The sequence below is a fragment of the Kitasatospora sp. NPDC054939 genome, from assembly GCF_053610105.1.
The window spans coordinates 1-20,301 of sequence record NZ_JBSGXP010000158.1 but is presented as its reverse complement, the minus strand read 5'-3'; the positions used below and the strand labels follow the sequence as shown (position 1 = coordinate 20,301).

Genomic DNA, 20,301 nt, shown 5'->3' with positions numbered 1-20,301 from the left:
GAGCGGTGCCCCGGCCGGCAGGTCGGCCGGCGAGGGGCCGGCCGACGGTCAGACGTCGAACACGTCGGACGCGTCGATCGCTCAGGCGTTGGCGAGGATGTAGTCCACGGCGTCGCCGACGGTCTTCAGGTTCTTGACCTCGTCGTCCGGGATCTTGACGTCGAAGCGCTCCTCGGCGGCCACGACGACCTCGACCATGGACAGCGAGTCGACGTCCAGGTCATCGGTGAAGGACTTGTCGAACTCGACGTCCTCGGCCGGGATGCCGGCGATCTCGTTGACGATCTCAGCGAGACCTTCCAGGACCTCGTCCTTGGTAGCCATACTGGCTGCTCCTCTTCGGTGTTGATCGCGGCCGTCCGGCGGACGGACGCAGGCTTTTCCTTGGGTGGGGCGTAACGCGCCTAGGGGAGCGTAACGACTGCTGCGGCGTAGACCAGACCCGCCCCGAACCCGATGATCAGCGCGAGGTCGCCGCTGCGGGCCTCGCCGCTCTCCAGCATGCGCTCCATCGCCAGCGGGATGGAGGCCGCGGAGGTGTTCCCGGTCTCGGCGATGTCGCGGGCGACCGGCACCGAGTCGGGCAGCTTGAGGGCCTTGATCATGGCATCGGTGATGCGCATGTTGGCCTGGTGCGGGATGAACGCGCCGAGCTGGTCGGCGGTGATCCCGGCGGCGTCCAGCGCCTGCTGGGCCACCTTGGCCATCTCCCAGACCGCCCAGCGGAAGACGCTCTGGCCCTCCATCCGCAGCGCCGGCCACTTCATCTCCTCGCCGACGCCGTTGACGGCGTCCTGCTTGGCGAACGCGGTGTCCCACGCCTGGGTCTGCGAGATGACGTCCTTCTGCGAACCGTCCGAGCCCCAGACGACCTTGCCGATCCCGGGGGTGTCGGACGGGCCGACGATCGCCGCGCCGGCGCCGTCGCCGAAGATGAAGGCGGTGGAGCGGTCCTGCTGGTCGGTCAGGTCGCTGAGCCGCTCGACCCCGATCACCAGCACGTACTCGGCGCTGCCGCCGCGGACCATGCCGTCCGCCAGGCCCAGGCCGTAGCCGAAGCCCGCGCAGGCGGCGGAGATGTCGAAGGCGGGCGCGGTGCCGCAGCCCAGCCGCTCGGCGATCTCGGTGGCGATCGCCGGGGTCTGCTTCAGGTGCGAGACGGTCGCGACGATCACGCCGCCGATCTGCTCGGGCGCGATGCCGGCCTGCGCGATCGCCTTGCCGGCGGCCTGCACCGACATCTCGGCGACGGTCTCCTCCGGGCCGGCCCAGCGCCGCTCGGCGATCCCGCTGCGGGTGCGGATCCACTCGTCCGAGGAGTCGATCCAGCCGAGCACCTCGGAGTTCGGGATCACCCGGACGGGGCGGTAGCCGCCCACCCCGTGGATGCGCGAGAACTGGCGGCCCGTGACCGGGCGGATCTGGGGGGCTGTCATGCCGTGACCTCCTGGCCGCCGTGCTCCTCGACCAGCTCGCGGGCCTTGTCGAGGTCGGCGGGGGTCTTGAGGGCAAGCGTGGCCACGCCCTTGAGGTTCCGCTTGACCAGTCCGGTGAGGGTACCTGCGGGGGCGAGCTCGATGACGGCGGTGGCACCCAGCTGCTGCAGGGTCTCCATGCAGAGGTCCCAGCGGACCGGGTTGGAGACCTGCGACACCAGGCGGTCCAGCACCTCGGTGCCGGAGCGGACGACCCCGCCGTCCTTGTTGGAGACGTACACCAGTTCCGGGTCACCGACCGCCAGGGTCGGGGCCAGCTTGGCGAGGCGCTCCACACCCGGGGCCATGTGCTCGGTGTGGAAGGCGCCGGCGACCTTGAGCGCGATCAGCCGGGCCCCGGCGGGCGGGTCCTCGCGCAGCGCGTCCAGCTGGGCCAGCGTGCCGGCCGCGACGATCTGGCCGCCGCCGTTGTTGTTGGCCGGGGTGAGCCCGTGCTCGGCGAGCTTGGCCGCGACGGCCTCCGGGTCGCCGCCGAGGACGGCGGTCATGCCGGTCTCGGTGACGGCCGCGGCCTCGGCCATCGCCAGGCTGCGCTCGCGGACGAAGGTCAGTGCGTCATGGGCGGAGAGCACGCCCGCTGCGGCGGCGGCGGTGATCTCGCCGACGCTGTGGCCGGCCACCGCGCCGATCAGCGCGCGGGCGCGGTCCTCGTCCGGGAACAGCGCGCGGGCGGTCACCAGGCCGGCGGCCACCAGCAGCGGCTGGGCGACGGCGGTGTCCTTGATCTCCTCGGCGGAGGCCTCGGTACCGGCGTGCACCAGGTCGAGTCCGGCGACCTGCGACCAGTCGGCGAGCAAGTCGGCGACACCGTCGAGCTCCAGCCAGGGGCTGAGGAAACCGGGAGTCTGGGCACCCTGTCCAGGGGCGACGATTACGAGCACGGTTCAACCCTCTCTCGCCAGGCGCCCGCGGGCGGGTAGGCGACGGTAACGAAGAAAAGCATTGGGGATTGTAAGTTCCCTACAGGGGGCTCAACCCTGCTCTCCGGCGGCGGCCAGTCGGCCCAGCGCCAGGGCGATCCGCAGGGTGAAGGCCGAACGCACATCGGACGGAGCGTAGCCCGTGACGTCGGTCACACGCCGCAGCCGGTACCGCACCGTGTTCGGATGGACGAAGAGCATTCTGGCCGCACCCTCCAAGGAGGAGGCCTGCTCCAGGTACACGCTCAGGGTCTCCAGCAGGGCCGATCCGGCCTCGTCCAGCGGTGTGTAGATCTCCTCCACCAGCTGACGCCGCGCCGCGAGGTCCCCGGCGAGCGCCCGCTCCGGCAGCAGGTCGTCCGCCAGCACCGGGCGGGGCGCGTCCGGCCAGGCCGCGCAGGCCCGCAGCCCGGCCGCGGCGGCGTGCGCCGAGCGGGTCGCCGACAGCAGGTCGGGCACGGTCGGGCCGACCACCACCGGACCCGGCGCGAACTGCCCGATCAGCGCACGGGCGGCGTGCACCGGCTCCTTGTCGCCGCCCACCACCACGACCAGGCGCTTGCCCAGCACCCCGGTGAGCACGTGCAGCTTGGCGTACCGGGCGGCCCGGCGGATCGCCTCCACCACCAGCTCGCTGTCGCCGTCGGGCGCCGAACCCACGACCACCCGGACCTGGCTGGGCTGCCCCCAGCCGAGTGCGGCGGCCCGCGAGAGCACTCCCTCGTCCGCGTCACCGGACAGCAGCGAGTTGACGACCAGGGCCTCCAACCGGGCGTCCCAGGCGCCGCGCGCCTCGGCCGCCTGGGCGTACACCTGGGCGGTGGCGAAGGCGATCTCGCGGGCGTAGACCAGCACCGACTCGCGCATGTCGGCCTCGTCGCCGGGCGAGGCCACCTCCTCGATGGCCTCCTCCATCACCTCGATCGTGGTGCGGATCAGCTCGACGGTCTGGCGCAGCGTGATGGCCCGGGTCAGCTCGCGCGGCGCGGTGCCGAAGACGTCGGTGGAGATCGCCTGCGGGGCGTCCGGGTGGCGGTACCACTCGGTGAACGCGGCGATACCGGCCTGGGCGACCAGGCCGATCCAGGAGCGGTGCTCCGGCGGCATCCGGCGGTACCAGCCGAGCGATTCGTCCATCCGCGCGATGGCGGCCGAGGCCAGCTTGCCGGAGGACTTCTCCAGCCGCTTCAGCGTCGCGGCCCGGCGCTCGGCCCGCTCCGCGGCGAGTTTGCGCTCCTGGGCCGTCAGTCGCGGCGCCGCCCGGCCCGGGCGGTCTCTCGCCGACGGGGTCGGCAGGCCCTTCCCGTTCTTCTCGGACGGGGCACTCTGGTCGCTCTTGGAGTTCGCGGCTGCGGCTGACACAAGGACAAGACTGCCTCACCGGAGTGACTGCTCGTGCACAACCCCCGCCGCTCGGGGCCGCGGGACGGGGTGGCGCCCGTCACACCCGCTACCGTGGGGGCCGTGACCGACGCCGCCGCCCCCGCCCGCCCCCGCGCCGACCTGCGCCGCACCGCCGAGCGCCGGCGGTCGGCCCCGGAGGAGGGCGTCGAGACCCGCCACGCGTTCTCCTTCGCCGGCCACTACGACCCGCGCAACACCCACTTCGGCGCGCTGCTCGCCTGCAACGAGGAGCTGATCGCCCCCGGCGCCGGCTACCCCGAGCACCGGCACCGCGACACCGAGATCCTCACCTGGGTGCTCTCCGGCGCGCTCGCCCACCGCGACGACCACGGCCACGGCGGGGTGGTCCGCCCCGGCATGGTCCAGCACCAGAGCGCGGGCTCCGGCATCGTCCACACCGAGCGCAACGTCGGCGGCGCCGCCGAGCCGGTCCGCTTCGTCCAGATGTGGCTGCAGCCGGACGCGTTCGGTGCGCCGCCGGCGTACGGGCTGCGCCGGGTGGAGCGCGCGGCCGACGGGCTCACCCTGCTGGCCTCGGGCCTGGCCCGGGACGCCGCCACCGAGGCGCTGCGGCTTCGGCGCTCCGACGCGGCGCTCTGGCTGGTGACCGCGGGTCCCGGCCGGCCGCTGCCCGAACTGCCCGCCGCCGCCTGGCGCTACGTCCATCTGACGGCGGGCTCGCTCGGCTTCCGCACGGTGCCGGGCCCGCAGGGCGGCGGCCGCTCGATGGAGCCCGGCGACAGCGTGCGGATCACCGGCGACGCCTTCGCCGATCCCACGGCCGGCGAGGACGGCGCCGAACTGCTGCTCTGGGAGATGCACTCCCCGGTCTCGTACGGCTGACGGCCGGGCCGTCCGACGGGCCCGGGGAGACGCCCTACTGCGCCGTGCCGCCGAGCTCGGCGAGCACCGCGTCGGTGAGCACCGGCCAGGCCTCGGCCGCCCAGGGGCCGAAGTCCCGGTCGGTGAGGGCGATGCAGGCCGCGCCGGCCTCCGGGTCGACCCAGAGGAAGGTGCCGGACTGCCCGAAGTGCCCGAAGGTGGCGGGCGAGCTGGTGGCGCCGGTCCAGTGCGGGGACTTCCCGTCGCGGATCTCGAAGCCCAGGCCCCAGTCGTTGGGCCGCTGGTGGCCGTACCCGGGCAGCACCCCGCCGGTGCCGGCGAAGGCGACCTCGCGGGTGGCGGCGCGCAGGGTGGACGGGTCGAGCAGCTTGGGCGCCTGCAACTCGGTGGCGAACAGCGCGAGGTCGGCCGCGGTGGACAGGCCGCCGGCGCCCGCCGGGGACCGGTGCGCGGTGTTGATCAGCGTGGAGTGCATGCCGAGCGGCTCGAAGACGGCCTCGGCCGCGTACCGGCCGAACTCGATGCCCGCGGCCTCCTGGAGGGTCCGCGCCAGCACGTCGAAACCGGCGTTGGAGTACAGCCGCCGGTTGCCGGGCTCGGCCATCACCCGGTGCTCGTCGAAGGCCAGCCCCGAGGTGTGCGCCAGCAGGTGGCGGACGGTCGAGCCGGCCGGCCCCGCCGGGTCGTCCAGCTCGAAGACGCCCTCCTCGACGGCGACCAGCACGGCGTACGAGGTGAGCAGCTTGGTCACCGACGCCAGCGGGAAGAGGTGCTGCTGCGGGCCGTGCGAGCCCAGCACCGCGCCGTCCGCGCCCCGTACGACGGCCGCCGCGGCGTTCGGCACCGGCCAGTTCTCGATCATCCGCAAGCTCTGCATGGGCCCGACTCTAACCGGGACGGACGGCGGGTCCGCGTGCGAGGCTGGGGCGGACGGCCGCCGGAGGGCGGCGGCCGGACAGCTGCCGTCGTTAGAGCACCCGGGGGGACGAGCCGTGGCCGCACTGGCACCGATCGAGGTCGACCTGCGCACCTGCGAGGAGGCGTTCCACGCGCCGAGCGCCGTCCCGGACCGCAGCCCGCGGCACAGCATCAGCGAGGTCGCTGCGGCCAGCGGGCTGACCGCGCACACCCTGCGCTGGTACGAGCGGATCGGGCTGCTCGACCCGGTCGACCGCTCCGCCTCCGGGCAGCGCCGCTACAGCGACGCCGACCTCAACCGGCTGGCGTTCCTGGGCCGGCTGCGGCTGACCGGGATGCCGGTGGCGGACATGCTGCGCTACGTCGAGCTGACCCGCGGCGGCGAGGGGACGATGCCGGAGCGGCGGGAACTGCTGATCGCCCAGCGCGAGGAGGTCCGGCAGCGGATCGCCGATCTGCACGCGACGCTGGCCGTCCTCGACTACAAGATCGACCTCTACGCGGACCGGCTCGCCGGGTCGGAGCGGACCGGGGTCTGCCGGTAGGCCCCGGTCGGCGGCCCGGCGGCCGGGGGTGCCCGGTCGGGCGGGGGGACGGTGTCGGTAAACCTGACATCGGGCGTCAGGGTTTCTGTCATCCTCGGTCCATGAAGGCCGACCGCCTGCACGCCCTGGTGCAGTTGCTCCGCACCCGCGGCCAGGTGTCCGCCGCCGAACTCGCCGCGCTGCTGGCAGTGTCGGTGCGCACCGTGTACCGCGATGTCGAGGCGCTGGCGGCCTCCGGCGTGCGGGTGCACACCGAGCGCGGACGGCGCGGCGGCATCCGGCTGCTGCCCGGCGGCGAGCCCCCGACCGCGCCCGGGGAGGAGGCCCGCGGCGGCGAGCGCCCCGGTGACCGCGGCGGCGAACGGGTACTGGTCGACCCGGTGCGCCGCCCGCCCGACGGCGGGCCGGAGCCGGTCGCGGGGCTGGGCGGGCTGCAGTACGCGGTCTTCGCCGACCGCCGGCTGCGGCTGCGCTACCGGCACGGCGGCGCCCCGGCGTCCGCCGAGTACACGGTCGACCCGTACGGGCTGGTGAGCCGGGCGGCCGTCTGGTACCTGGTGGCCGATGTGCACGGCGAGCCGCGGCTGTTCCGGGCCGACCGGGTGCTGGCGGCGGAGACCACCGCGGCCCCGGTGCGCCGCCGGCCCGGGCAGGGGCTGGGCGAGGTGTGGGCCGGGCTGCGCGGTCAGCTGGAGCGGGTGCCGGCCGAGGTGCCGGTACGGGTGCGGGTCCGGCGTACGCAGCTGGAGCTGTTCACCCGGATGCACGCGGCCCGGATCTCCGGCGCACCGGTCGCGGCCGGCGAGGAGTGGGTGGAACTGGCGCTGGGCTTCCGCTCGCTCGCCGCGGTGCGCACCCTGCTCGCCTTCGGCGCCGACGCGGAGGTGCTGGGCCCGCCGGCGGCCCGCCGCGAGCTGGCCCGGGCCGCGGCCGAGGCGGTACGGCTGTACGCGGGGGACGGCTGAGCGGCCGGACGGCCGAGGGCGGGGCGGCCGAGGGCGGGGCGGCCCGGCGCGGGGGCGGAATCAGGCGTCGTAGTCGGGCCGGACCACCGCGTCGTACCGGCCGAGCGCGATGGCGGCGAAGTTGCGCAGGCTGTCGGTCTCGGGGGTGAAGTAGCCGTTGTGGCCGGAGGAGCCGGCGCAGGAGATCTGCTCGGCGCCGAAGTCCCCGGAGGTCGGGTCGGCGCCGTGGCCCAGCCCGCCGACCTCCAGGTACGGCACGTTGCCGATCCAGTCGGAGCCGTTGCGGGTGGCCCAGACGTGCACCCCGGCGCCCAGTTCGGAGCGGCCGTCGACGCCCATCCCGGGGCTGCCGAAGACCACCACGTCGGTGATCCCGGAGGCGTCGGCGGGCGAGGCGGGGGCGCGCGGGATGTCGGGGGCGGCGGTGCCGCAGACCACCGAGCCGTACGAGTGGCAGAGCAGCGCGGGCGGCGCGTCCGGGCGGCTGGTCTCCTTCAGGCCGGCGAGCAGCCGGTTGAGCCGCGGCGCGGCGACGTCGGCGAGCCGGGAGGTGACGGCGTCGGGGCCGAGGCCGGAGGGCGTGACGTAGCCGGTCCAGGCGATGACCGCGGTCCTGGTCCCGGGGGCCTGGCGCTGCTCCTCGGCGTACAGGGCGCGGGCCATCCCGGCGGGGGAGCGGAGGGGTTCGACGGTCTGGTCGAAGTGGCCGAGGTCGGCGTCCGAACCGGGGACGACGACGGAGATCCGCCGGGCCTCGGCGAGGTCGCCCCAGACCTCGCTGACCAGGCCGCGTCCGCGCGGGTCGAAGGCGAGGATCTGGCGGCCCTCCGTGAGGAGGCCGCCGATGTCGTTGGTGCGGGAGACGGCGAGCGCCCGCTGGTAGGGGTCGAGCTTCTGGTCGGCGGCCCGGAGCCGGGCGCGCTCGCGCTCGGCGGCGAGGGCGACGCGGTTGGCGCGGTAGCGCAGCTCGACCGGGGCGCCGTCGAAGTTGCCGACGACCAGCGGGTAGTCCTGGACCAGCCGGTCGAGTTCGGCGGCGGAGAGCGAGGCGAAGAACTCGGCCGCGGCGGCGGGCGTGGTGGTGGCCGGGTCGGGCAGGGTCCGTCCGAGGGAGTGGTCCTCGACCCAGGCGGCGCTGCCGGCGGGGGGCGTACTGATGGCGAGCTGCTCGTTGGCGGCGGCGGCCTGGGCCGCGGCGGCGCCCGCGTCGGCGAGGACGGCGGCGCCCGCGAAGGCCCCGATCAGGACGCGCTTCCACCGCCGAGGACGCATCGCCTCAACTCCCTCAGGGCCCCAGACCGTTCGCGGGACTGGCCCGGAGGGCGGTACGTTCGCCGACTTTCCTCCGCAAGCCTAGGGGGCGCGGAGAGCGATCTGCACGCCCCAAACTGTGTGTTGGGTCACAGTCCGTCCGATCCGGTCCCCCGGGTGCGCCGGTCGGCGGCCGGCACACCCGGGGGCGGGGTCGTTCAGGTCACCGCCTGCTCACAGCAGGGAGTTCCAGGCGCTGCAGCTGCGGTCGGCGTGCAGCTGGCGGTCCGGGTGCCCGCTGCCGTCGGCGACCGAGATCCGCCGGTAGTTCTCGCCGTGGAAGACCCAGTACTCGCTGACGCCGCCGGTCCGCTGGCGGTCCGGCACCGGCAGGAAGCAGTCGACCTTGCGGACGCCGTTCAGCGAGCCCCACTGGGTGAGCTCGCGGTCGGAGCGCTCCAGGGCGTCGGCGTGCGCGCTGCCGTCGGCGATCGAGATCAGCCGGTACTGCTGACGCCCGCCGGTGGTGTGGAAGACCCAGTACCAGCTCTTGCCGCCGGTCCGCTGCTGGTCGGGCACCGGCAGGAAGCAGTCGACCCGGCCGACGCCCTTGAGCGAGGACCAGGGGGTGAGGTCCCGGTCGGGGCGCTCCAGGACGCCGGTGCGGCGGCCGCCGCAGCTGATCGACACGGCCCGGTAGACCTGCTGGGAGCCGGTGCTGTGGAAGAGCCAGTACCAGCTCTTCCCGGCCGGGTTCTGCAGGTCGGGCATCGGCAGCACGCAGTCGACCCGGGTGATGCCCCGGTTGCAGGCCTGGGTGTCGAGGGCGGTGTCCGCCCGGTCGACCCGGTCGTTGTGGGAGGAGCCGTCGGCGACCGAGATCCGGCGGTACTGCGGGCCGTGGCAGACCCAGTACTGGCTCTGGCCGCCCTGGCGCTGCTGGTCGGGCACCGGCACGATCGCGTCGCACGGGTACGCCCGGCCGGCCTGCGCCTGCTGCCCGCCGGTGCCCTGCTGCGCGGCCTGGCCGACGAGCCGGCCCTCGCCGAGCGCCCGGAGGGTGCTGATGGACGGGGCGAAGCAGTACACCGAGCCCTGGGTCTGGACGAACTGCTGGAAGCTCAGCGGAGTGTGCTTGAGCGTGCCGTCCTGGGCCCGGCTCTCGTAGTCGACGGTGCTGGGCAGGCCGATCATCGGGTCGCGGCCGGGCTCGGGGTGGCGTCCGGGCGGGAAGTCCTCCTCGTCGATCCAGGCGGTCTGGATGAACTCGAACTGCCGGGCGAGGTCGGCCTGGTAGCAGACGAACAGCAGGCCGCGCGGGTCGTCGGGGCCGCCGGGGCCCTCCGCGGCGGGGTCGAAGGGCTGCCCGTAGGGGGCGCCGCGGCGCATGATCCGCCGGCCGTCCAGCTCCTTGGCGTCGAAGGGCGGCACCTTGGGGTTGGGCGCCTGCAGCCCGGCCCGGGGGCTGGTCTTGCGCAGGTGCGAGAAGAGCGGGGTGACCAGGCCCTCCAGGTCGTCCCGGAAGTCGAAGTCGTTGTCCCTGGCGGCGGCCGGGTCGAACGGGACGTCCCGGTCCTGGTGCTTGCAGACCGGGGCGCCGGAGCGCCAGCGGCCGACCAGCCGGGCGGCCAGCCACTCGGCGGTGGCGCCCTCGGGGACGGCCTTGGCCTGCTTGAGCTCGCGCAGCTGGACGGAGACCTGCGCCCACCAGCCGGGGACGTCCTGGGCGAGCCGCCGGACCACCTGGAACGAGCCGTTGCGGGCCCAGGCGGGGTAGTCGGTGAAGCTGCCGGGGGCGGGGGGCTCGCCGACCACGAACTCGCCGGCCGGGACGATCCGGGTGCCGGGGTGGCCCTCCACCTCCTCCGGGCGGGTGGCGCTCTCCGGGTCGAAGTCCCGGACGCCGGGCTCGCTGACGCCGTCCTTGAAGCCGAAGTGCTCCTTGCCCCGGCGGCTGCCGAGCAGGGTGGCGGCGTTCTGCTGGAAGATCGTGACGATCTTGGCCTCGGCGGCGGTCTCGCGGTGGGCGGTGACGGCGGCCGTGAGGTCGCGGGGGTCGTCCGCGGCGATGGTGAGCACCGCGTGCACCGGCTGGTTGCGGCTGTTGCCGAAGAGCCAGTTCTCCGGGGAGCTGTCCCCGGTGTCGCCGAGCGCCCCGGCCCGCTTGGCGGAGCCGTCGCGGAACGCCTCCAGGCCGCTGCCGGTGGGCGGGGCGGTCTCGAAGGGGTCGGTGAGGGAGAGCAGGCGCATGCCCTCGTAGGTGAGGCCGATGCCGGTCCAGGTGGCCTTGAGGGTCTTCGGGTCGTCGCCGCCCGAGGTCTTCCGGGCCTCGCTGAACGCCTCGTTGAACGACGCCACCTGGCGGGTGGTGGCGATCTGCGGGGTCAGCCGGCGCAGCCAGTCCCTGGCTCGGCCGGCGTCCTCGAACTTCAGGAACAGCAGGGTGACGTGGTCCTTCTTGAACCCGGCGATGATGTCGCCCTGGATCTCGTCGCTGTCGCGCAGCCTCAGGTCCGCTGCCATGGTGGGGTACCTCCGTGGGGATCCGTGCGGGTGGGGTGGGGGAGGAGGCGGTCAGGCCGAGGTGCCGATCTGGACCCACTGCGCGACGCTGGGCGTGCCCTGGTCGTTGAGCAGGAAGAGCATGTACCAGCCGGGGGGAGCGGCCTTGGCGTCCGGCGGGGCCTGCAGCTCCAGCCGGGTGCCGGCCCGGCTCGACACCCGCAGCTCCAGGTGGCGCTGACTGGTGTTGATCGAGTGGGTGGCGGTGGTGGGGGAGAGCAGGACGGCCCGGGCGGCACGCTCCGGGGTGTTGGTGGTGACCAGGAACTTCTTGTCGTAGCCGACCGGCGTGCCCGGCACCCGGTCCAGCGACGGGCGGTTGCCCCGGTGCAGGTAGGCGGGTTCGTAGATCTCGATGCTGCCGTTCATGTCGTCCTTGATGTCCGGGTCGTTGGCGAGCTGCTGGAGCTCGTCGCCGGTCACCAGGACGCGTCCGTCGGGCAGTACGACGGCGTTGGAGTGGTAGCCGCGCGGCAGCCGCTGGACGGGGCCGAGCTTCCAGTTCCCCTGGACGTCGCGCAGCTCGGTCTGCCGGTACTTCAGGTCGGCGTTCGGGTTGTACGGGCCGTTGCCGTAGTCCCGGATGTCGTAGGAGCCGCTGACGGTGAGCAGTTGGCCGTCGGGCAGCAGCAGGGTGTCGTCCTGGGTGCGGCCGAAGGCGCGGGACTTCTCGGCGGTCCAGGTGCCGTTGGCGAGCTTGAGGGTGCTCGGGTTGTCGCGGTCGCCGCCGAGCAGCAGGACGGAGTCGGGGCCCTGGGCGCCGCCGGGCAGCGGCACCGCGGAGCCGTAGAGCCGCTTCTTGCCGTCCGGGCGGGCGGGCAGGTCGTAGCGGCTCTCGTTGACCGGGTCGAACAGCCACTGCTCCTTGGGGTCGCGGCCGAGCCCGTAGATGTTGCCGTCGCGCAGCGAGAACAGCTGCGGGTAGTCGAGCGAGAACGGGGCGTCGGCCTTGAAGCGGTCGACCGGGGTGTCCCGCGGGGTCTGGCTCTTGGTCTGCGGGACGGCGTAGTTCTTCGCGGGGAAGCGCTCGACCACGGGGGTCGGGGTGCCCCAGCCGAGCTCGGACTGGCCGGACATGATCAGCTGCCGGCCGTCGGCGCCGGTGACGACCGAGGGGTACCAGCGGCCCACCGACATGTCGGGGTTGCGGGTCCAGGTCTCCGTCCACGGGTCGAAGATCAGCGACAGCTTGGCGCCGGTGCCGCCGTTGCCGCCGAGGTTGCCGCCGAAGACGCCGAGCATGCCGTTGGGGAGGAAGGAGTGCCCGGAGCAGAAGAACGGGGCCGGGCGGGGCTGGTTGAGGTCGTCCGGCATGTCGATGACCGGCGGGGTGACCTTCTTGAAGGCGTCCGCGCCGGTGCCCAGGGCCGGGTCCCAGAGGAAGGCGCGGCCGGCGTTCTCCCGGCCGGTGGTCTGGGTGGGTGCGGGTTCCTTCTCGGGGTTGGTCTCGATCCGCTCGAAGGAGAAGAGCAGCACCTTGCCGGTGGGCAGCATGGCGATGTGCGCGGCGAACTCGGGGGAGGGGAAGTACTCCTTGAAGGTGCCGGCGACGGTGGGGTCGAAGCCGGCGTTGATCTTCGCCTGGGAGTCGGTCAGCGCCTTCAGCCGGTTGGTGCGGGTGGTCTGCGGGTAGTCGCCGATGCCGCGGATGGCTGCCCGGGCGGTGGCGTGGTCCTCGGCGTGCTCCTTGCCGAGCGCCTCCACCTCGTCGGTCCGCAGCTCCTCGGTGACCCGGTGGGAGGGGATGTGCGGGGCGGTGTCGGCCGGGCCGTGCGCGGCCACCGGCGCGGCGGAGGCCAGCAGGGAGCCGGCGGTCAGCGCGCAGACGACGGCGACGGAGGCGGTGCGGAGGCGGTGCCCGGCGGGCCTGCGGGACGGCCGGGCGGGGGACGGGGACATGGATCTCCTCGGATGGGCTGCGGGGAAGGCACGGCGCTGCGGCGCGGGCGGCTGTGGGAGGGGTGCGCGCGCGGTGGCCGACGGTGACAGGACATCACAGTGGGTGGTGGTTCGCATGCGGATGCAGCTCTCGGCGGGGCGCGTGTCGCGCACGCCGGACGGGGCGTGCGCCGATCGGCGCACGCCCCGTCAACCCCCGTCGGGCGAACCGGGATCAGACCACGTTCAGCGCGTACGCGGTGAACAGCGCCGCCCCCGCCCCGGCCGCCGCCTTCCCTGCTCGCGGCAGCGCCGTCCACGGGCCGTCGAACCGCCGGGCGAACCATCCGATCGCCACCAGCGCCGCCCCGAACAGCGGCAGCAGCGCCAACCGGGCCGCCACCCAGGCGAAGGAGTCCGGCGCGGTGGTCAGGCCGAGCAGCTCACCCGCGCCGGCCGCCCCCGGCACCGCGACCGCGAGCATCGCGCTCTGGTGCCAGCAGAAGATCGTCATCGCCGACAGGTTCACCGCCACCACCGGCAGCCAGAGCAGCGGACGCAGCGTCAGCAGCCGGGCCAGGCGCTCGCGCAGCAGCACCGCGGCGCCGCACTGCACCGCCGCCAGGGCGAGCACCAGCAGGGACGGCGGGTGCGAGTTGGTGCGCTCCGCCCCGGGCACCCCGACCATGCTCGCCGGGTAGTGGAAGACCAGCAGCAGCACGGCGAACAGCGCGCCCCCGCCGACCAGCAGCACCCGCGCGGTCGGACGGCCGAGCCGGCCCCGCGCCCAGAGCGCGCCCAGCTGGTAGCCGAACAGCCAGCCCGGCAGGATGTTCACCAGCCCCAGCCAGGACGGCACCGCCTCCGCCCACGGCCCGTACCGCAGCAGGTCGACCAGCGCGACCACGGCCGCGAGCAGCCCCGCCGACCAGCCGCCCAGCCGTCCGGCCGCGGCCGCGCAGAGTGGGGTGAGCGCGGTCAGCCCGAGGTAGACGGCGATGTACCAGAGCGGCTGCACCACCAGCACCGAGGCCGTCCGCAGGGTGTCCGCGGGCACGCCCACCGCACCCAGCAGCGGGACCAGCGCGGCCCAGACCGCCGCCACCCCGAGCACCGGGCGCAGCAGCCGCACCGCCCGGCCGCGCAGCCAGCCGCCGTACGTCGTGCCGCGGGCCCGCGCCCGGTCCAGCGAACTCACCGCGGAGTGGCCGCCGACCAGGAAGAACACCCCGAGCATCTGGAGCACCCAGCTGACCGGGGCGAAGAAGCCGAGGTGGGTCAGCGGGCTGGCGTTGTGCAGCGCGCCGTCCGCGGAGAGCGTGAAACCGCCCAGCATCCAGTGGCCGACCGGGACGGACAGCAGGGCGAGGGCGCGCAGGCCGTCCAGGGCGCGGTCGCGGTGCGCGGGGGTGTGGGCGTCGACCTGGCGGGCGGTGCGGCGCAGGGCGGTGACGGGGCCGGACATGGTGGTGCTCCTTCCGCGGTGGGTGGGTGGTGGGTCAGATCCGGCCGACGGCGAGGTCGGCGTAGGCGGCCAACGAGGCGGTGCCGGGGGCGAAGTAGCCGGTGTGGCCGTGGGCTCCGGTGGCGGGCAGCGGGCGGGCGCCGAAGCCGGGGCCGGCGGGGTCGGCGCCGTGGCCGAGGCCGAGCAGCGAGACCTTCGGGACCCTGCGGATCCAGTCCTCGGCGTTGGTCTCGGTGGCCCACAGCGGCACCCGCGGATCGAGGTCGGCGGCCGAGCCGACGCCCATACCGGGCGAGCCGAGCACGACCACGCCGGAGGCCTGCGTGGGGCCGGGCCGGGCCAGCCCGCAGACCACCGAGCCGTAGCTGTGGCAGAACACCGTGGCGGGCGCGTCCGGGGCGGTGGTGGCGGCCAGGCCGTCGAGCAGCCGGGAGAGCCGGGGCGCGCCGGCCGCGGCGAGGTCGGCGGTGGCGGCGTCCAGCCCGACCCCGACCGGAGTGGTGTACCCGGCCCAGGCGACCACGGCGGTCCGCCCGCCGGTCGCCCCGTGCAGGGCCCGGGCCATCCCGGCGGGGGTGCCGTACGGGTCCGTGGTGCGGTCGAAGCGCAGCAGGTCGACGTCGGAGCCGGGCACCACGACGGCGGTGCGGCGGGCGCCCGCCAGGTCGCCGTACACCTCGGCGACCTGGCCGCGACCGCGCGGGTCGAAGGCGAGGACCTGCCGGCCGCCGTCCAGCAGGGTGCGGTAGCGCTCGGCGCGGGTGCGGGCGGCGTCCTGCGCGGCGGGGGAGAGCGCCGGGTCGGCGGCGCGGGCGAGTTCGCGCTCCCGCTCCCCGGCCAGGGCGCGGGCGTTGGCCCGGTAGCGCAGCGGGACGGGCGCGCCGTCCAGGTTGCCGACCACCTGCGGGTGCCGGTCGGCCAGCTCCTGCTGCCGGGCGGGCGCCAGCGCGGCGAAGAAGGCGGCCACCTCGGCGGGCGCGGCGGCGGCCGGATCGGGCAGCCGGACGCCGAGCGAGGCGTCCGCGGACCAGGCGGCGGCGCCGGGCGGCGGGCCGGTGACGGGCTGCTGCCGGTCGGCGGCCCAGCCGCCCGCGCCGAGGACGGCGGCGAGCGCGAGGGCGACGGCGGCGGCGGTCCTCCGCAGCCGGGCGGTGCGGGTCCGGGGCTGCTGCATGTCCGGTCTCTCCCTGGTCCGTTCGGTGCTGACGGAGAGGAAGGTAGGAATGCGAAGGCCCCGCGATCGTCACACCGCGGGGCCAATCACCGGCTCGTACCGGAGTACTACTGACCGGGTGTCACCAGACCGGACTCGTACGCCAGGACCACCGCCTGGGCGCGGTCGCGCAGGTCGAGCTTGGCCAGGATCCGGCCGATGTGGGTCTTGACGGTCTGTTCGGCGAGCACCAGCCCGGCGGCGATCTCCTGGTTGGACAGCCCGCGGGCGATCAGCTGCAGCACCTCGGTCTCGCGCGGGGTCAGGCCGTTGAGCCGCAGCGCCGGGTCGCGGCGCGGGGCGGGCCGGGTGCGGGCGAAGTCCTCGATCAGCCGGCGGGTCACCGAGGGGGCGAGCAGCGCGTCGCCGGCCGCCACCACCCGGACGGCGGCTATCAGGTCGGCCGGCGGGGCGTCCTTGAGCAGGAAGCCGCTGGCCCCGGCCCGCAGCGCCTCGTACACGTAGTCGTCCACGTCGAAGGTGGTCAGCATCAGCACCCGGGGCCGGTGGGCGCCGGGCACGGCCGGGTCGAGCAGCCGCCGGGCCGCCTCCAGGCCGTCCATGACGGGCATCCGGACGTCCATCAGGACCACGTCCGGGTGGGTGTGCCCGCTGACCTCCAGCGCCTGGGCGCCGTCCGCCGCGTCGCCGACCACGTCGATGTCGCTCTGGGCGCCCAGCAGGGCGGCGAACCCGGCCCGGACCATGGCCTGGTCGTCGACGATGATCACACGGATGGTCATGCGCTGGTCTCCCCGGAGATGTCGGTCGGCAGGACGGCCGCCACCCGGAAGCCTCCGTCCGGCAGCGGACCGGTGTCCAGCCTCCCATCGAGCAGCCGGACCCGTTCACGCATCCCCACCAGTCCGTGGCCGGTACCCTCGACGGCGGCCTCCAGCGACTCGGTCCGGGCGGGCGGCGGCGCGTTCACCACGGTGACCAGCAGGCGCCCCTCCTCGGCGGTCAGCGAGACCCAGGCCCGGGCGCCGGGGGCGTGCCGGACGACGTTGGCCAGCGCCTCCTGGACGATCCGGTACGCGGACAGGTCGACGGCCGGCGGCAGGGTGCCGGCCAGTCCCTCCGGCACGGACAGCTCGGCGGGCACCCCGGCCCGGCCGACCGTCTCGACCAGCTGCGCGAGCTCCCCGATCCCCGGCTGCGGAGCCTTCTCCCCGCCGGACTCCGCACTGCGCAGGACGCCCAGCAGCCGGCGCATCTCGGCCAGCGACGCCCGGGCGGTGCCGGCGATCGCGGTGAACTCCTCGGCCGCCTCGGGCGGCACCCCGGCGATCCGGTACGGGGCGCTGGCGGCCTGCACGGCGATCACGGACATGTGGTGGGCGACCACGTCGTGCAGCTCGCGGGCGATCCGGGCGCGCTCCTCCAGCAGGGTGCGCCGCTCCCGCTCGGCCTCGCTGATGTGCTCCTGCTCGACCAGCAGCCGCTGTGCCTCGGCCCGCTCCCGGATCGCGCCCCCCAGCAGCAGGACCACCCCGGTCAGCGAGGTGGCCAGGACGGCGTTGCCGCCGCCGAAGCGGTCGTCGGGGGCGATCGCCCAGAGCAGCAGGCCCGCCGCCCCGGTGACCAGCCAGACGGCGACCAGGGTGCGCCGGGGCTCGCGCAGGGCCAGCGGCAGCATCAGCAGCAGGTAGCCGACGATGACGGGGGCCGGCCAGGGCCAGCTGGCGGAGGTCGGCTCCCCGGCGGCGAGGATCAGGAGGGGGGTCAGCAGCGCCGTCCCGCCGGCGAACCACCAGGCGGGCAGCGGGCGGTGGACGGCGAGCAGCAGCGGCAGGGTCTGGGCGACGGTGAGCGGCGCGGCGAACCCCGCGTTCAGCCCGTAGTCCTTGATCAGGACGTTGATGCCGCTGGGCAGCAGCGAGGAGACCGCGGCCAGCGCGAGCACGTACGGGACGAACCGCAGCCAGGCCCGCGGGGCGTGCGCCAGCAGCGGGGTGTGGTCGGCGGAGGGGCGGGCGAGGGAGGCGAGGAGGGCCGGCAGCCCGCTTCGGGCTGGCCCGGACGGCGGGGTGATCATCGGGCCAGCCTAGGGAGCCGGGCCGGGGGCGTCGTCCGCCCCCGGTAGGGGCTCCGCCGTCGTACCGCAGTACTAGGCGCCGTGGTCCGGGGTGCTGCGGTCCTGCGCGGTGCGGTCCGGGATGCTGCGGTCCGGGGTGCTGCGGTCCTGCGCGGTGCGGTCCGGGGTGCCCGGGGTGCGCCAGTCGCCGGCCAGGGCGGGGCCGAGCTGGTCGAAGTGGCGCTCGATGAGGGCGATCATGCCGTCCGGGCCGACGTCCTCGCGGTCCGGCGCCCAGGAGAGGTGGGCGGAGCGCAGCACCGCGCCGAAGACGGCGGCCAGTACGGCGGGGCGCAGGTCCTCGGCCGGGTCCAGGCCCTCGCGGTCGGCGATCACCCGGGTGACCACGCGCTCCTGCTCGGTGATCCGGCGCAGGTGGGCGGCGAGCAGGGTCGGGGTGGACTCGATCAGCTGGATCAGCTCCAGCGCGCTGGTCACCGAGCCCGGCCCGGCGTGGTCGGCGGAGCCGAGTTCGCGCCAGGACTCCACGATCGCGGCGCGCAGGGCGGTGAGCGGGTTCTCCCCGGCCGGGCGCAGCCGCAGGCGCTCGATGAAGTAGTCCTCGGCGTCGGCGAGGACGGCGAGGGCGACCTCGTCCTTGTTGGCGAAGTACCGGAAGAAGGTGCGCTGCGAGACGTCCACGGCGGCGGCGATCTCGTCGACGGTGGTGCGGGCGAAGCCCTGCCCGAGGAAGAGCCGGTGGGCGGCCTCCACGAGGGCGTCCCTGGTCCGCTGCTTCTTGCGTTCGCGCAGGCCGGGGGCCGGGGCGGGGGCGGCGGCGGACGGGAGCTGAGCGGCCATGGCGGGCGCCCTCCGGGTGCTGGTGGTGCGGGCGGGGTGGAGGGTCCGAGTCTAGCGGCCTGACAAATGGCATGGAGAGGCAGAAGTCATGCTTTGCCGAATGGCAGTCGCTGACATAATCTTCGGGCGTGGCGCCCCCGGCCGGACGACTCGTGGGGACGGGTGGGCCCCGGGGCGCCACAGCCCTGTCCCGTCCACGCCCGGAGGGCCCCGTGAGCCAGTCCGTCGTCAAGAGCGCCAAGGCGGACACCCCGCCGCCGAGCAGCGCACCCCCGTCCGGGAGCAGCCTCAAGGGGCACCCCTGGCTGACCCTGCTGACCGTCGCGGTCGGCGTGATGATGGTGGCCCTCGACGGCACCATCGTCGCCATCGCCAACCCGGCCATCCAGGCCGACCTCAAGGCCGCGCCCTCCGAGATCCAGTGGGTGACCAGCGGCTACCTGCTGGCCCTCGCGGTCTTCCTGATCACCGCCGGCAAGATCGGCGACCGGTTCGGCCACAAGAACACCTTCCTGGTCGGCGCGGTCGGCTTCGCCGCCACCTCGGCCGCCATCGGCTTCGCCGGCGACATCCGGACCGTGATCGCCTTCCGGGTCCTCCAGGGCCTGTTCGGCGCGCTCCTGCAGCCCGCCGCGCTCGGCCTGCTGCGCGGCGCCTTCCCGGCCGAGCGGCTCAACATGGCGATCGGCATCTGGGGCGGCGTGATCGGCGCGTCCACCGCGGCCGGCCCGATCGTCGGCGGCCTGCTCGTCGAGCACGTCAACTGGCAGTCGGTCTTCTTCATCAACATCCCGGTCGGCCTGATCGCGCTCGGCCTCGGCCTGTGGATCGTCAAGGACGTCCGCGCCGAGAACGCCGCCAAGTCCTTCGACGTCCCCGGCATCCTGCTGCTCTCGGCGGCGATGTTCGCGCTGGTCTGGGGCATCATCAAGGCCCCCGAGTGGGGCTGGGGCGACACCGGCACGCTGGTCTTCCTCGGCGGCGCGCTCGTCCTGATGGCGGCCTTCGCGCTCTGGCAGCGGGTCGCCCGCGAGCCGCTGATCCCGCTCGGCCTGTTCCGCTCCGTGCCGCTGTCGGCCGGCACCCTGCTGATGGTGCTGATGGCCTTCGCGTTCTTCGGCGCGATCTTCTTCGTGACCTTCTACCTGCAGAACGTGCACGGGATGTCGCCGGTCTCGGCCGGCGTCCACCTGCTGCCGATGACCGCCATGATGATCGTCGGCTCGCCGGTGGCCGGTGCGGCGATCGGCAGGTTCGGCCCGCGGATCCCGATCGTCGCCGGCATGCTGATCACCACCGTCGCCATGTACGGGATGTCCACCCTGGACGCAGGCTCCGGCACCGGCATCATGTCGCTCTGGTTCGTCCTGATGGGCTTGGGCATCAGCCCGGTCATGGTCGGCGCCACCGAGGTCATCGTCGGCAACGCCCCGATGGAGCTCTCCGGCGTGGCCGGCGGCCTCCAGCAGGCCGCCATGCAGGTCGGCGGCAGCCTCGGCACCGCCGTGCTCGGCGCGCTGATGGCCGCGAAGGTCACCGACGTGCTGCCGGGCAACTGGGCGAAGGCCGGCCTGCCGCCCGTCGAGGGGGCCCAGGCCGAGGGCCTGGAGCAGGCCGCGCAGCTCGGCATCGCCCCGCCGGCCCCGGCCGGGACCCCGCAGCAGGCGGTCGACGCGATGGCCGGAGCCGTCCACGACTCCTTCGTCAGCGGCATGTCGCTCGCCTTCGCGGTCGCCGCGGTGGTCGCCTTCGGCGCCGCCCTGCTCGGCCTGCTGACCCGCCGCGGCAGCACCGACGCCGGACCCGCCGTGCACATCTGACCCGCCCCGCACGGCGCGGCCCCGGACTCGGCGGAGTCCGGGGCCGCCCCCCCCTCCCCCCCCACCCCCGCACCCCCCAGGGCCCGGCCGGTGTCATATAAAAAAAAACCAGCCCACCCAACCCCGAAAGTTAGGGGTTTGCG

17 protein-coding genes are annotated in these 20,301 nt (G+C 74.7%); 4 read left to right on the top strand and 13 right to left on the bottom strand.

Annotated features, from left to right (window positions below; all coding sequences use genetic code 11):
* Positions 1-81 precede the first annotated feature (81 nt).
* The 4 genes from ACWGB8_RS32175 to ACWGB8_RS32160 all read right to left on the bottom strand — a co-directional run bounded on the left by ACWGB8_RS32175 (position 82) and on the right by ACWGB8_RS32160 (position 3,664).
* The gene (locus tag ACWGB8_RS32175) at positions 82-324 is read right to left on the bottom strand and encodes an acyl carrier protein (protein ID WP_148645266.1); all 243 of its coding nucleotides are present in this window, start codon (positions 322-324) and stop codon (positions 82-84) included.
* 80 nt (positions 325-404) lie between these two features.
* A complete protein-coding gene (locus ACWGB8_RS32170) occupies positions 405-1,436 on the bottom strand; it encodes a beta-ketoacyl-ACP synthase III (protein WP_452217157.1) in 1,032 nt (343 codons plus the stop codon).
* The gene (locus ACWGB8_RS32165; RefSeq protein WP_452217156.1) at positions 1,433-2,377 is read right to left on the bottom strand and encodes an ACP S-malonyltransferase; all 945 of its coding nucleotides are present in this window, start codon (positions 2,375-2,377) and stop codon (positions 1,433-1,435) included. Before ACWGB8_RS32165 ends, ACWGB8_RS32170 begins: the two co-directional genes overlap by 4 nt.
* A 90-nt stretch (positions 2,378-2,467) precedes the next feature.
* Entirely contained in the window at positions 2,468-3,664 is a 1,197-nt protein-coding gene (locus ACWGB8_RS32160) for a PucR family transcriptional regulator (RefSeq protein WP_452217159.1), read from the bottom strand.
* Positions 3,665-3,880: 216 nt separating this feature from the next.
* Between ACWGB8_RS32160 and ACWGB8_RS32155 the strand changes: the two genes are divergently transcribed.
* Entirely contained in the window at positions 3,881-4,663 is a 783-nt protein-coding gene (locus ACWGB8_RS32155; protein ID WP_452217155.1) for a pirin family protein, read from the top strand.
* Positions 4,664-4,697: 34 nt separating this feature from the next.
* Here ACWGB8_RS32155 and ACWGB8_RS32150 read toward each other — a convergent pair whose 3' ends face one another.
* Positions 4,698-5,540, bottom strand: a complete 843-nt coding sequence (locus tag ACWGB8_RS32150; RefSeq protein ID WP_452217154.1) for a serine hydrolase domain-containing protein — start codon at positions 5,538-5,540, stop codon at positions 4,698-4,700.
* Between the two features lie 124 nt (positions 5,541-5,664).
* Between ACWGB8_RS32150 and ACWGB8_RS32145 the strand changes: the two genes are divergently transcribed.
* Both ACWGB8_RS32145 and ACWGB8_RS32140 read left to right on the top strand, forming a co-directional pair.
* Positions 5,665-6,126, top strand: coding sequence for a MerR family transcriptional regulator (locus ACWGB8_RS32145; RefSeq protein WP_452217158.1), 462 nt, complete (start codon positions 5,665-5,667; stop codon positions 6,124-6,126).
* Between the two features lie 101 nt (positions 6,127-6,227).
* Positions 6,228-7,091, top strand: coding sequence for a helix-turn-helix transcriptional regulator (locus tag ACWGB8_RS32140; protein WP_452217153.1), 864 nt, complete (start codon positions 6,228-6,230; stop codon positions 7,089-7,091).
* Positions 7,092-7,151: 60 nt separating this feature from the next.
* On the opposite strand, the gene ACWGB8_RS32135 is transcribed toward ACWGB8_RS32140, so the two are convergent.
* From ACWGB8_RS32135 to ACWGB8_RS32100, 8 genes are all read right to left on the bottom strand, one after another.
* Entirely contained in the window at positions 7,152-8,363 is a 1,212-nt protein-coding gene (locus ACWGB8_RS32135) for an alpha/beta hydrolase (protein WP_452217152.1), read from the bottom strand.
* 213 nt (positions 8,364-8,576) lie between these two features.
* The gene (locus ACWGB8_RS32130) at positions 8,577-10,865 is read right to left on the bottom strand and encodes a Dyp-type peroxidase (RefSeq protein WP_452217151.1); all 2,289 of its coding nucleotides are present in this window, start codon (positions 10,863-10,865) and stop codon (positions 8,577-8,579) included.
* 51 nt (positions 10,866-10,916) lie between these two features.
* A complete protein-coding gene (locus ACWGB8_RS32125) occupies positions 10,917-12,803 on the bottom strand; it encodes a galactose oxidase-like domain-containing protein (RefSeq protein ID WP_452217150.1) in 1,887 nt (628 codons plus the stop codon).
* A 214-nt stretch (positions 12,804-13,017) separates the two neighbouring features.
* On the bottom strand, positions 13,018-14,247 hold the full coding sequence (locus ACWGB8_RS32120; RefSeq protein ID WP_452217149.1) for an acyltransferase family protein: 1,230 nt from the start codon (positions 14,245-14,247) through the stop codon (positions 13,018-13,020).
* A gap of 34 nt (positions 14,248-14,281) precedes the next feature.
* Positions 14,282-15,421: an alpha/beta hydrolase gene (locus ACWGB8_RS32115; protein ID WP_452217148.1), complete on the bottom strand. Its 1,140-nt coding sequence runs from the start codon at positions 15,419-15,421 to the stop codon at positions 14,282-14,284.
* Positions 15,422-15,528: 107 nt separating this feature from the next.
* A complete protein-coding gene (locus ACWGB8_RS32110; RefSeq protein ID WP_452217147.1) occupies positions 15,529-16,203 on the bottom strand; it encodes a response regulator in 675 nt (224 codons plus the stop codon).
* Positions 16,200-17,498: a sensor histidine kinase gene (locus ACWGB8_RS32105; protein ID WP_452217146.1), complete on the bottom strand. Its 1,299-nt coding sequence runs from the start codon at positions 17,496-17,498 to the stop codon at positions 16,200-16,202. The genes ACWGB8_RS32110 and ACWGB8_RS32105 overlap by 4 nt, the downstream gene beginning before the upstream one ends.
* Before the next feature lie 72 nt (positions 17,499-17,570).
* On the bottom strand, positions 17,571-18,338 hold the full coding sequence (locus tag ACWGB8_RS32100) for a TetR/AcrR family transcriptional regulator (RefSeq protein WP_452217145.1): 768 nt from the start codon (positions 18,336-18,338) through the stop codon (positions 17,571-17,573).
* 212 nt (positions 18,339-18,550) lie between these two features.
* Between ACWGB8_RS32100 and ACWGB8_RS32095 the strand changes: the two genes are divergently transcribed.
* Positions 18,551-20,158 (top strand): MFS transporter, encoded by a 1,608-nt coding sequence (locus ACWGB8_RS32095; protein WP_452217144.1) that lies wholly within the window; start codon positions 18,551-18,553, stop codon positions 20,156-20,158.
* The last annotated feature ends 143 nt before the right edge of the window (positions 20,159-20,301 follow it).